This window comes from Sphingomonas phyllosphaerae, assembly GCF_036946485.1.
GTDB classification, from domain to species: domain Bacteria; phylum Pseudomonadota; class Alphaproteobacteria; order Sphingomonadales; family Sphingomonadaceae; genus Sphingomonas; species Sphingomonas phyllosphaerae_E.
Genome location: NZ_JAQIJA010000005.1, coordinates 243,061 through 255,041, shown reverse-complemented (window position 1 = coordinate 255,041; position 11,981 = coordinate 243,061). Strand labels below are relative to the sequence as shown.

The window sequence follows — 11,981 nt, the reverse complement described above, 5'->3', positions numbered from 1 at the left end:
TGGGCGACGGACCGCCGTCATCCCGGACTTGATTCGGGATCCCGCTATTGGTCGGGTCGCCAAGAAGAAGCGGGGCCCCGGATCAAGTCCGGGGCGACGGGTCCTACCTGCGCCGCCGCCGCAGGCGTCGGAGCAATCCGCGCTTTTCGAAGCTCTCGAACATCTCGCCCGGCCCTTCGGGGTCGAGCACCTCGTTGTCGGCCAGCCACTTCTCGACGCCGTTCAGGTCGTCGATCTCATAGGGCAGCAGCGTCCGTCCGCTCCCGCGCAGCGCCTCGATCGTTGCGATCAGCCCGTCGCGCTCGATCCGCGCGGAAACCTCGTCGATGTTGGCGCCGAGGTGTTCGGCGAGCAGGTCGGCGCGGATCGCGGCGATCGTTTCGGGTTCCTCGGTGATCGTCACGTCGCATTCGGTGTCGAGCCGCAGCGAACGGTTGTTGAAGTTCGACGAGCCGATGCGGATCGCCACCTCGTCGATCACCGTGACCTTGGCATGGCAATAGATCGCCTCGCCGCCCTCGGTGACCGGATGGTAGATGCGAAAGCGCCCGTGGCGGTCGCGCTTGCGCAGCTCCGCGACCAGCCGCGCGCGCGCGGTGTCCATCGCGATCGGCTCCAGCCATCCTTGCGCGGTGACCGGATTGATGATGACGATCTCGGGCGGATCGTCCTCGACCAGCCGCTTCGCGATCGCCTCGGCGATCCGGCGCGAGGCGAAATACTGGCTTTCGGCGTAGATGCGCTTCTTCGCCCCCGCGATCAGCGCGAGGTAGAGCCGCTCGATCTCGAGCACTTCCTCCTGCCCGTCATGCTCGGGCTGGCTGCGCGAGATCGCGACCTCGACGTCGGTGAATTGCGCCGGCAGGCTTTCGGGCCAGCAATCGCTGCCGGAAGCGGGCGAGGGCGGGGTGATCGGCGCGCCGCCGGCGATTTCCCAGCGGGTGCGGCACAGGTCGCCGAGCGCCTTCGCGACCGGCCCCTGAAGCGCGGTGGTGACGTCGTGCCACGGCTTGTAGCGGAAGCCGTTCGGCGAGCGGCGGTGCGGATCGTCGTCGCGGTGCTCGCGCGTGTCCCAGCGCTCGTCGGTCATGTCGATCCCGCCGCAAAAGGCGAGGCAGTCATCGATGACGACGATCTTCTGGTGCTGCGACGCCGCGACCGGATGATGGCCGTCGAGTTTCAGGTGGATGCGCGGCTGCCGCCACCGCCAGTTGAGCAAGGTCCACAGCGTCTTGCCGCGCCCGAGCGTCTTCATCGCGCCGGTGTCCCAGCGCAGGATATGGACCTGCAACCCGGGGGTGCGCTTCACCAGCCAGGTGATGAACGCGCCGACGTCGGCGGGCGCCTCGGGATGGTCGTCGTCCCACGCCAGCCGGATGCGCGCGTCGAAGTCCCAGCCGACCAGCAGGATCTGGTGCTTTGCCTTGAGCATCGCCTGACGCGCGGCGCGGAAGTAATTGTCGGCATCGACGACGGCGGCGGCGCGGGTCGCGCGCGCGACGCGCCAGCGGGTATCGGCGGGCAGCTTCACAGCAGGTCGCGCACGCGCTCGGGCGGGCGGGCGATCAGCGCGCCCTTTTCGGTTTCCACGAACGGTCGCTCGATCGTGGCGGGGTCGCGCGCCATCAGGTCGAGCGCTTCGTCGTCACCGGCGACCTCCGGCGCATCGGGGCGCAGCGCGGCGCGCGGGGCGATCCCGGCGCGCGCGCACAGCCGCGCCAGTTCGTCGCGCGACGGCGGGGCCTTGAGATACTCGACGACCGTCACCTTGGCGCCGGCCTCGGTCAGGAGCGCCAGCGCCGCGCGCGATTTCGAGCAGCGCGGATTGTGGAGGATCGTCGCGTTCATCCGCCAGCGTTTGGCAGGGTGCGGCGCTGTGGTCCAGCGATCAGCACGTTGCGGAACGGGCGGTCGCTGCCGTCGAGCCCCTGACCCGCAGGCAGTCCGAGCAGATCGCGCAGCAGCGGGGCGACATCGACATTGTCGAAGGTCGGCAGCCGCTTGCCCGCGCGGAACGCCGGGCCGTTCGCGATGAACAGCGCGCGCATGTCGGGCGCGTCATTGTCGAAGCCGTGTGCGCCGTCCGACACCTGCTTCGTCGGCGCGGACTTGGCGATCTCCCACGCGCCGCCGGGACCATCCTCGGCGAGGCACAGAAACGCCGGGATCCGCGGGTTGCTGCCGTAGCGGAAGCGCGCCGGAAGTTGCCCCTTGCGCCAGCATTGCATGTGCGGATGCGGGCGCAGCAGCGCGGCGGCGACCGCGGCATCGCGCCCCGGCAGCGGCTCGAGCGTGGCATAGGGACCGGCCTCGACGATCCGTGCGTCGGTGGCGGGGACGAGCGTGTCGAGCGCGATCGTGCGCCGCGAATCCGTCGGGGCCATGCCATGGTCGGAGACGATGACGAGATTGGCGGGCTGTCCCAGCGTCGCCAGCTCGGCGACCAGCCGGCCGATCGCGGCATCGGCTTTCGCGACCGCTTCCAGCGTGCGCGGATCGGCGGGGCCGAACTGATGCCCGGCGGTGTCGACCTCGTCGAGGTAAAGCGTCAGGAACTGCGGGCGCGTGGCGGGCGGCCGCCGCAGCCAGTCGATGAGCGCGTCGACGCGCTGGCGATCGTCGACCGCCTCGCCATATTGCTGCCAGTCGTGCGGGCGGGTGCCGCCGGTCGTGACGTGCGGCCATTCGCCCGCCATCGTCCCGCCCCAGGCGACGTTCGAGCCCGGCCAGAACATCGTCGCGCTGCGGATGCCGGCGCGCTCGGCGGTGACCCACAATGGCTCGGCGGCATTCCACCAGAACGGATCGTCGGTGGCCATCGTGAACTTTTCGCCGGGGCGGGCGGCATCCTCCATGCTGTTGGCGGTGATGCCATGGCGATCGGGGACCAGCCCGGTGACGAGCGTCCAGTGGTTGGGGAAGGTCTTCGACGGAAACGACGGCCGCATCGCCGCGCTGACGCCGGTCGCGGCGAGGTGCGATAAATGCGGGGTGACCCCGCGGTCGAGATAGTCGGGACGGAAACCGTCGATCGAGATCAGGATCGTCACCGGCGCGCGCTGCGCCACGGGCGCGGGGGGCGCGGTCGTGCCGGCCGGGGCAGGGCCGGTGACCGGCGGCAGCGCGGGGGGAGTATGGGGATAGGCGCAGGCGGACAGGGTGGCCAGCGCGGCGATCAGAGGAACGCGGAACGACATTCCAATCCCTTACGCGGCGCATCTTGCAGAACAAAGACCCGATGCGGCGTGGCGGAACGCGTGTGCTGCCTCACGCTTTGTGAGGGGATGAACCGTGCGCTCCTGCCAATGCTGTGTCTCTCGCTCGCGGCCTGCGGCAAGGGTGACGAAGACAAGACGCCGCCCCCCGCGCCGCTGCCCAGCGCAACCGCTCCCGCGCCGCGCACGCCGGTGATGCAGATCACGCCCGCGCCCGGCGCCACGCCGGCGTGGCTGAAGCCGCGCCCGGGGCAGGGGGCCGATCTGCGCGCGCCCCATGCCGACCTGCTGACCGACCCGGTGGTCGAGCGCCGCCGGGCGCGGTGACGCCGGGTCGCGGCCCGTCCGCGACCCGGCATCCCGATCAGCTTCCCGCCGCGCCGGTCGCGACCACCTTGAGCGTCGCGCCGGATGGGTTGAGCGCGCTCAGATGAAGCAACAGCCCGGTTTCGGCGGCTTTCGGCCCGAAGAAGACGCCGGCCAGCTTGGACGTGGAATCCGCTGCGTAGCTACCGCTGGCCACGTTGAACCCGCCCAGCCCCGAGAAATCGAATTTGGCATCGAGCGTGATCAGCGACACGTCTGCTCCGCCGCTCACCGGTGTGCCGATCAACGTCAGCCGTCCGGTGACCAGCCCGCTGCCATAATCGATCGTGATCGTCAGCTGGCTGTTGCCCAGCGAGTAGGCGGTCGTCGCGCCATTGGCGGTGACATAAGCCTCACCGGCGACGACCGTCCGCGACAGCGTCACCGTGCCCGTCGTCGGCACGTCGGCGCCCAGCGTCGGAAGGCCGGTGAGGAAGGTGGCGGCGAACGGTCCCGTGGCGTCCTGTGACGTCCACCGTGCGAAGCGGAGGTAATCGAAGCCGCGTCCACCCGCGCTCGGCTGAACCACCGCCAGCGTGTGGCCGTTCGCCTTGGCATAGCGGGTCGTGCCGGCCGGGGCGCTGCCGTCGATCTCGCTGGCGGCAAAGGACTCGGTGGTGGTGCCGACCTTCACGTCGTAGCTGCGGTTGGTGGCGTTGTAGCGCAGCGTCGGACCATTGCCGAACGCGTCGAACGACCGGAATTGCGGCGGCGTCGCGGTGACGTTGTAGCTGGCCTGCGCCGTCGACAGCGACGTCTCCCCGGTCAGCTGCGCGTAGGTCGAAGATCCGCTGGAGGCGGTCGGCGTCGGCGTCGGCGTCGGCGACGGGGTCGGGGTCGGGGAGGGCGAGGGTGTCGGGCTCGGGCTCGGCGTCGCGGCGGCGGTCGGGGTCGAACGATCGTCGTCGTCGTCCGAGCCGCAGGATATCAGCAATAGCGGCAGCAGCAACAGCGGTAGTTTGCGCATTCTTGTCTCTCCCTGTCGTAAAAGGCGCGGCCGTTGACCGGCGACAGGCGAAGACGTTGTGGCATCGAGTCGTCCGCCGGGCACCGGATCTTGTTACGGGCGGCAAACGGCGCGACGTCGGGATCGTTGCACGGCCGAAATGCCGGCGATGACCCGAAGTGGCCGTTCGTGACGGGGAAGATCAGGCCAAGTTACTGGCGCAGTGTCGCTTCGGCCATTTCATCCGAAATGGCTCGAAAATTCATCTTGTAAGGAATTTCATCGTGTCGGCGGGGATCGCTCCGACCTCCGCCGACCTCGGCATCACACGTTGAAGCGGAACAGCAGCACGTCGCCGTCGTGGACGACATATTCCTTGCCTTCCTGCCGCAGCTTGCCCGCCTCGCGCGCGCCGGCCTCGCCATTGAACGCGACGTAATCGTCGAACGCGATCGTCTCGGCGCGGATGAAGCCGCGCTCGAAATCGGAGTGGATCGCGCCGGCCGCCTGCGGGGCCTTCGACCCCGCCTCCACCGTCCAGGCGCGCGCTTCCTTGGGGCCGACCGTGAAGAAGGTCAGCAGGTGGAGCAGTTCGTAGCCGGCGCGGATCACGCGCGCGAGCCCGGTCTCCTCCAGCCCCAGCTCGGCGAGGAACTCGCCGCGATCCTCGTGCGGCATCGTCGCGATCTCGGCCTCGATCGCGGCGGAGACGACCACGGCCTGCGCGCCCTCGGCGGCGGCCTTGTCGAACACCTTCTGCGACAAGGCGTTGCCGTTTGCGGCGTCCTCCTCGTTGACGTTGCAGACGTAGAGCACCGGCTTGGCGGTGAGCAATTGCGCCTGGTCGAGCACGCGCTGTTCCTCGGCGTCGTGCGTCTCGGTCAGCCGCGCGGGCTTGCCGTCGCGGAGCAGGTCGAGCGCGCGGCCGAGCACCAGCGCGCCGAGCTTGGCTTCCTTGTCGCCCTGCTGGCCCTTCTTGGCGAGATTGGGGACGCGCTTTTCGAGGCTTTCGAGGTCGGAGAGCATCAGCTCGGTCTCGACCGTCTCGGCATCGGCGATCGGATCGACGCGGTTGTCGACGTGCTGGATGTCGTCATTCTCGAAACAGCGCAGCACGTGGACGATCGCGTCGACCTCGCGGATGTTGCCGAGGAACTGGTTGCCGAGCCCTTCGCCCTTGCTCGCGCCGCGCACGAGGCCGGCGATGTCGACGAAGCCGAGCTGCGTCTCGATGATCTTGCCCGAGCCGGCGATCGCTGCCAGCTTGGCGAGCCGCGGATCGGGGACGCCGACGTTGCCGACGTTCGGCTCGATCGTGCAGAACGGGTAATTGGCCGCCTGCGCCGCGGCCGTCTCGGTCAGCGCGTTGAAGAGGGTGGACTTGCCGACGTTGGGCAGGCCCACGATGCCGCAGCGGAAACCCATGGGGAAAACCTGTGTGATGAGGAAAGCGCGCCAGATAGGCCAGCGCGCCGGCCATGGCTAGGGGGAGGCTTTGTGCCGCGCCGGAAGTGAGTTGTTGCCGTCATTGCGAGCGTAGCGAAGCAATCCAGTGTTGGACCAGGACGCCCTGGATTGCTTCGCTACGCTCGCAATGACGCACCCCTATCCCACCGCCATCCCCCACAGCAGATAGCCGTTGAGCACCACGATCACCGCCGCGATCACCCACGCCAGCGCCGCCAGCCAGCGCGGCGCGACGAAGCTGCCCATCAATCGCCGGTTTCCGGTGTAGAGCACCAGCGGGATCACCGCGAACGGCAGTTGCAGGCTCAGCACCACCTGGCTGAGCACCAGCAGGTTGGTCGCGCCGCGATCGCCGGCCGAGGCGACCACCACCACGGCGGGCACGATCGCGATCGCGCGCGTGATCAGCCGCCGCAGCCAGGGCGCGAGCCGGATGTCGAGGAACCCCTCCATCACGATCTGCCCGGCGAGCGTGCCGGTGACCGTGGAATTCTGCCCGCTGGCGAGCAACGCCACCGCGAACAGCACGCTCGCCGCGCCGACCCCCAGCATCGGCGCGAGCAGCCGGTGCGCATCCTCGATCTCGGCGACCTCGAACCGCCCGGCGCTGTGGAACGCCGCCGCCGCGAGCATCAGGATCGCGGCGTTGATGAAGAAGGCCAGCCCCAGCGCGACGGTCGAGTCGATCGTCGCCAGCTTCAGTGCCTCGTGCCGGTCGCGCTCGTCGCTGCCATAGGCGCGGGTCTGGACGATCGACGAATGCAGGTAGAGATTGTGCGGCATCACCGTCGCGCCGAGGATGCCGATCGCGATGTAGAGCATCGCCGGGTTGCGAACGATCTCGGGCGAGGGGACCAGCCCGATCGCCGCCGCGCCCCAATCCGGGCGCGCCCAGAACAGCTCGAACGCGAAGCAGGCCGCGATGACGATCAGCAATGCGGCGATGAACGCCTCCAGCCGCCGGAAGCCGTAGCGCTGGAGTGCGAGGATCAGGAACACGTCGAGCGCGGTGACCAGCACGCCGTAGATCAAGGGCATCCCGAACAGCAATTTGAGCGCGATCGCGGTGCCGAGCACCTCGGCCAGATCGCAGGCGACGATCGCGATTTCGGCGAGCGCCCACAGCAGCCACGCCACCGGGCGCGACGAATGCTGCCGGCACGCCTGCGCCAGATCGAGCCCCGCGCCGACGCCGAGCCGCGCCGACAGCGATTGCAGCACGATCGCCATCAGGTTCGACAGCAGCACGACGCTGAGCAACGTATAGCCGAACGCCGAGCCGCCGGCGATGTCGGTCGCCCAATTGCCCGGGTCCATATAGCCGACCGCGACCAGCCAGCCGGGACCGACGAACGCCAGCAGCTTGCGCCAGAAGCCCGCACCCTTGGGCACGGGTACGGAGGCGAAGCTGTCGCCGAGCGAACGGGTGGTGAGCGTCATGCGCGGGGAGGAATGCGGGAGAAGCGTGACGGTTTCAACCGTCTGGGGGGTGTGGCTTATGACAATGACCATCTTCCGTCGCCCCGGAATTGATCCGGAGCCCCGCTTCTTCTTGACGGGTGAGGAAGAAGAAGCGGGATCCCGGATCAAGTCCGGGATGACGGAACGGGGGGAGGCGGACGGATTATCCAAAGCACCTCCGTCATTGCGAGCGTAGCGAAGCAATCCAGGGCGTCCTGGTCCGGCTCTGGATTGCTTCGCTCCGCTCGCAATGACGATCGAGGGTTCGAGCCCGGAGCGTCACTCCCTCACCCTTGAAGCGGCCCCAGCACCCGCCTCACGATCGCTTCATTCCGCGCGATCAGCCCCGCGTCGCGCTGCCCCGGCGCGGTCATGATCGCGCCGCCCAGCGCGGTGTCGATCGGCGAGGGCGTGCGCTCGGGCGGCAGGTGCCGCAACAGATGCGCCACCGCCGCGCGCGCGACGCGGCCGTTGGCGGCCATCTGCGCGACGATTTCGGCGACGTTGACTGCGGCGCGATCGTCGCGCCAGCAGTCGTCATCGGTGACCATCCCGACCAAGGCATAAGGCAGTTCCGCCTCGCGTGCGAGCCGCGCCTCGGGCATTGCGGTCATCCCGATGACGTCGCAGCCCCAGTCGCGATAGAGCCGGCTTTCGGCGCGCGTCGAGAATTGCGGCCCTTCCATCGCCAGATAGGTCGCGCCCTCGGCGACGCGTCCGCCCGCCGCGGTGATCGCCGCCGCCGCGAACGCCCCCAGCCGCTCGCAGGTCGGATCGGCCAGCGAGACATGCGCGACCAGCCCGCTGCCGAAGAACGAGGCCGCGCGCTGCACGGTGCGATCGACGAACTGGTCGACGATCGCGAACGTGCCCGGCGGCAACTCCTCGCGCAGCGACCCGACCGAGGAGATCGCGATCAGATCGGTACAGCCCGCACGCTTCAGCGCGTCGATATTGGCGCGCACCGGAATGTCGCCGGGCAGATGGACATGCCCGCGGCCATGACGCGGCAGGAAGCGGATCGCGACATCGCCGACGCGTCCGAACAGGATCTGGTCGCTGGGGGAGCCCCACGGCGTCGCGACCGTGCGCCATTCGGCATCCTCCAGTCCGTCAATCGCATACAGGCCCGAGCCGCCGATGATCCCGATGGTCCATTGCGTGTTCATCACTGATCTCCGATAGTTCCGGCCATGCGTATCATGCTCCCCGCCGCGCTTGCGCTGCTCGCCGCCGCCGTCCCCGAGACCGCCCTTGCCGCCACCCCGATCGCCGGACGCTACGTCACCGAGGACGGGGCCGGGATCGTCACGATCGGTTCGTGCGGCAGCACGACCTGCGGCAAGCTGACGACGATCCTCAAGAAGCGGCCCGGCGCCGCCGATACCGACGTCAACAACAGCGACGCCAGCCTGCGCAGCCGTCCCGTTCTGGGAATGCCGATCCTGTCGGAGTTCAAGGACGCGGGCAAGGACTGGCGCGGCAAGATCTACGATCCGCGCAATGGCAAGACCTACAAGTCGATCGTGGCGAAGAACGCCGACGGCACGCTGGCGGTAAAGGGCTGCATCGCCTTCTTCTGCCAGACGCAGACCTGGCGGCCGGCGAAGTAAGTAACGTCGTTCCTCCCCTTCAGGGAACCGTTGCGAAGCTCACTCCGCCGTTCCAGCAGAAGCCGCGATTCAGTTGGGAAGGCGTCGGTAAGTAGCTCGGATCTTGCTGAAACTGGATCCCGGCGTGCGCCGCGTTGGAGCCTGAGGGGAGCTGGAAGGGCGACTTGTGCCACGATCCCTTGAAGGGGAGAGGAAAAGTGCAACTCACCCCGACGCCTGCAACGCTGCTCTTTCAGTGCGCTCGATCCGGTTCCGGCCGTCGCGCTTGGCGCGGTACAGCGCGGCGTCGACCTGCGTGAACAGATCGTTGGCGGGCTGCGGCTCGCGGAACGTGCCGATCCCGATCGAGATCGTCACCTTGCCGTGCGGCGCATTGCCTTCATGCGGCAGGTCGAGCCCGGCGACCGCCGCGCGCAACGCCTCGAAGAACGCCACCGCATCGCCTTCCTCGGCGACGCGGCAGGCGACCAGAAACTCCTCGCCGCCGATCCGGAACGCCATATCGTCGACCGGCGCGATCCGCTTGCGCAGCAGCGCGCCGATCTGCCGCAGCACCAGATCGCCCGCGGCATGGCCGTACAGATCGTTATAGGCCTTGAAATTGTCGACATCGAGAATCCCGACCGATCGCACCGATCCGTCGGGCGCCCCCTCGGCAAAGGCGGGGAAGTCGGCCGAATAGGCGCGGCGATTGGCGATGCCGCACAACGGATCGAGTCGTGCCGACCGCGCCTCCGTGACATCAGAAAACACCCACAGCCGCCCCGCGAACGCGCCGTCGGTGACGAACGGCACACTGCGCCGCATCAGGATTCGGCCGTCGCGCAGCAACAACTCGTCCTCGACCGGCTCGTTGGTTGGGGTGACGCGATCGACCTCGTTCAGGAACTGCGCCGGGTCGACCAGCTGCTGACAGGCATAACCCAGCATCAAATGCTCGTCGCGGGTCGCTGCGATCTCCTCCGGCACGCCCCATTGGCGGATCAGCGCGGCGTTGCTGTAGATCACCCGCCGATCGGCATCGATCAGCACCACCCCGTCGGGCAGCGAGTCGAGCGCCAGTTCGAACAGGGATTTGCTGACGCTGGTTCCGGGGTTGGACATCGAACGTTCGCCGTTTGCACCAGAGGACGGTGGTAGCGGCAAACAGTAAAAGCGTGGTTAATTTTGGTAAAGCGCTCGCTGGGCCGTCATTCGAGATGGTCGAAGGCGGCGCGACGTTCCTCGCTCGACCCAGCACGCAGCAGGTGGGAATCGGGGCGCAGCAGCGCCTCGGGCGCATGGACCAGTTCGCGCAGCCGCTCCAAATCCTCGCGGGTGTCGACGTCGATCAGCTCGGCGGCGTTGGCCACGACGTGCCGGCCCGCCTGGATCAGGTCGCGCGCGCCCTGATCGCCGGTGATCGCCAGCACTTCCTCGAACCGGTCGCGCCCGAACAGCACCGGTGGGCGCGGGGTGGTGCCGTCGCTCGACGCCACCACCGCCTGCCCGTCGAGATCGGCGGCGGCGTCGAACAACCGGTAGATGTGCGCCGCGGTGACGCGCGGCATGTCGGCCAGCGCGATCAGCACCGCCTTGGCGTCGCGCGCGCGGGCGCAATCGACCCCCATCCGCACCGACGATGCCATGTCGCGATCTGTGGCATCGTTGTGGAGCACGCTGAAATGGTGCGCGGCGTAATCGATCGTGCAGCCGTCGACGACCACGATCCGCTCGCGGAACGGCATGTCCTCCAGCGCGACCGCGACATGCAGGCCGAGCGGGCGCGCGAGGAACGGCTCCTCCAGCTTGTTGCCCGGGCCGAACCGGTCGGAGCGGCCGGCGGCCAGCAGGATCAGGACGGTGTCTTCAACGGCGATCATGAAAGGCTCCCACCATCGCGGCGGCGATCGACAATGCGATCTCCGCCGGGCCGATCGCGCCGATGTCGATGCCCACCGGGCCATCGATGCGGTCGAGTTGATCTGCCTCAACGCCCGACGCCGCCAGTCGCTCCCGCCGCGCGGCATGGCTGCGGCGGCTGCCCAGCGCGCCGACATAGGCGGCATCGCTCGCCAGCGCGGCGGTCAGCGCCGGATCGTCGATCTTGATGTCGTGGCTGAGCGTCACGACCGCGGTCGCGCGCCCCGGCTTCCACGCCGTTACCGCCTCGTCGGGCCAGCGATCGTCGAGCGTCACGCCGGGGAAGCGCTCCTCGGTCAGGAACCGCCCGCGCGGGTCGATCACCACCACCTCGATCCCCAGCGTCGTCGCGAGCGCGGCGAGGCTTTGCGCGATCTGCACCGCGCCGACGATCAGCAGCCGGCGCGGCGGGTCGTAGCGGTTGACGAACACCTCGCCCGTTTCCTGGGGGCGCAGGTCGGCATGGCCGGTCGACAGATCGGTGGTGACGGTCAGCGACTGGCCCGCTGCGCGCGCCTCGGCGATGCGGTCGAACAATTCGGGGTCGAAGCCGTCGGCGCTGACCGGCTGCACCATCACCGAAATCTCGCCGCCGCACGGCAAGCCGACCTGCCACGCGCTGTCGTCGGCGACGCCATAGGTCTTCACCGCGAACGGCGCGCCCGCGATCACCTGCGCGGCGGTGTCGAGGATGTCGCCCTCGACGCACCCGCCCGACACCGAGCCCTCGAAGCGCCCGTCGGCGTGGACGAGCATATGGCTCCCGCGCGGCCGCGGCGCCGAGCCCCAGGTCGAGACGACGGTGGCGAGCGCCAGCGGCTCGCCCTTCCAGGCGGCAGCGGCGGCGAAGACGGAATCGTTGTCGGCCATACAGTGTCTCTGTTGTTCGTCATTGCGAGCGGAGCAAAGCAATCCAGGGTTTCGCGCGCTGCCCTGGATTGCCGCGTCGCTGCGCTCCTCGCAATGACGGCAAGGGTTTGGAGCCGATCGACTGAAACGCTGACCTGCCCA

General features: G+C 68.7%; 12 protein-coding genes. 2 read left to right on the top strand and 10 right to left on the bottom strand.

Annotated elements, in window-relative coordinates:
* Positions 1-103: 103 nt before the first annotated feature.
* The 3 genes from PGN16_RS09730 to PGN16_RS09720 are packed head-to-tail and all read right to left on the bottom strand — an operon-like array spanning position 104 to position 3,197.
* The gene (locus tag PGN16_RS09730) at positions 104-1,531 is read right to left on the bottom strand and encodes a phospholipase D-like domain-containing protein (RefSeq protein WP_335309209.1); all 1,428 of its coding nucleotides are present in this window, start codon (positions 1,529-1,531) and stop codon (positions 104-106) included.
* A complete protein-coding gene (locus PGN16_RS09725; protein WP_335309208.1) occupies positions 1,528-1,848 on the bottom strand; it encodes an ArsC/Spx/MgsR family protein in 321 nt (106 codons plus the stop codon). The genes PGN16_RS09730 and PGN16_RS09725 overlap by 4 nt, the downstream gene beginning before the upstream one ends.
* Positions 1,845-3,197 carry an ectonucleotide pyrophosphatase/phosphodiesterase gene (locus PGN16_RS09720; RefSeq protein ID WP_335309207.1) on the bottom strand — a complete coding sequence of 451 codons (1,353 nt, stop codon included), beginning with the start codon at positions 3,195-3,197 and terminating at the stop codon, positions 1,845-1,847. Before PGN16_RS09720 ends, PGN16_RS09725 begins: the two co-directional genes overlap by 4 nt.
* A gap of 87 nt (positions 3,198-3,284) precedes the next feature.
* Here PGN16_RS09720 and PGN16_RS09715 point away from each other — a divergent pair, with 87 nt between their 5' ends.
* Positions 3,285-3,542, top strand: coding sequence for a hypothetical protein (locus PGN16_RS09715; protein WP_335309206.1), 258 nt, complete (start codon positions 3,285-3,287; stop codon positions 3,540-3,542).
* Positions 3,543-3,579: 37 nt separating this feature from the next.
* Here PGN16_RS09715 and PGN16_RS09710 read toward each other — a convergent pair whose 3' ends face one another.
* From PGN16_RS09710 to PGN16_RS09695, 4 genes are all read right to left on the bottom strand, one after another.
* Positions 3,580-4,548 carry a hypothetical protein gene (locus tag PGN16_RS09710; RefSeq protein ID WP_335309204.1) on the bottom strand — a complete coding sequence of 323 codons (969 nt, stop codon included), beginning with the start codon at positions 4,546-4,548 and terminating at the stop codon, positions 3,580-3,582.
* Positions 4,549-4,851: 303 nt separating this feature from the next.
* Entirely contained in the window at positions 4,852-5,952 is a 1,101-nt protein-coding gene (ychF, locus tag PGN16_RS09705; RefSeq protein ID WP_335309203.1) for a redox-regulated ATPase YchF, read from the bottom strand.
* Positions 5,953-6,132: 180 nt separating this feature from the next.
* Positions 6,133-7,434, bottom strand: a complete 1,302-nt coding sequence (locus tag PGN16_RS09700; RefSeq protein WP_335309202.1) for an Nramp family divalent metal transporter — start codon at positions 7,432-7,434, stop codon at positions 6,133-6,135.
* A 308-nt stretch (positions 7,435-7,742) separates the two neighbouring features.
* Positions 7,743-8,624 carry a phosphorylase family protein gene (locus PGN16_RS09695; RefSeq protein ID WP_335309201.1) on the bottom strand — a complete coding sequence of 294 codons (882 nt, stop codon included), beginning with the start codon at positions 8,622-8,624 and terminating at the stop codon, positions 7,743-7,745.
* 24 nt (positions 8,625-8,648) lie between these two features.
* Here PGN16_RS09695 and PGN16_RS09690 point away from each other — a divergent pair, with 24 nt between their 5' ends.
* Positions 8,649-9,068 carry a DUF2147 domain-containing protein gene (locus PGN16_RS09690; protein WP_443019612.1) on the top strand — a complete coding sequence of 140 codons (420 nt, stop codon included), beginning with the start codon at positions 8,649-8,651 and terminating at the stop codon, positions 9,066-9,068.
* Positions 9,069-9,272: 204 nt separating this feature from the next.
* Here the strand turns inward: PGN16_RS09690 and PGN16_RS09685 are convergent, their stop codons facing one another.
* The 3 genes from PGN16_RS09685 to PGN16_RS09675 all read right to left on the bottom strand — a co-directional run bounded on the left by PGN16_RS09685 (position 9,273) and on the right by PGN16_RS09675 (position 11,840).
* Positions 9,273-10,172: a diguanylate cyclase gene (locus tag PGN16_RS09685; RefSeq protein ID WP_335309200.1), complete on the bottom strand. Its 900-nt coding sequence runs from the start codon at positions 10,170-10,172 to the stop codon at positions 9,273-9,275.
* Between the two features lie 86 nt (positions 10,173-10,258).
* The gene (locus PGN16_RS09680; RefSeq protein ID WP_335309199.1) at positions 10,259-10,930 is read right to left on the bottom strand and encodes a nucleotidyltransferase family protein; all 672 of its coding nucleotides are present in this window, start codon (positions 10,928-10,930) and stop codon (positions 10,259-10,261) included.
* The gene (locus PGN16_RS09675; RefSeq protein WP_335309198.1) at positions 10,917-11,840 is read right to left on the bottom strand and encodes an XdhC family protein; all 924 of its coding nucleotides are present in this window, start codon (positions 11,838-11,840) and stop codon (positions 10,917-10,919) included. The genes PGN16_RS09680 and PGN16_RS09675 overlap by 14 nt, the downstream gene beginning before the upstream one ends.
* Positions 11,841-11,981: the final 141 nt, after the last annotated feature.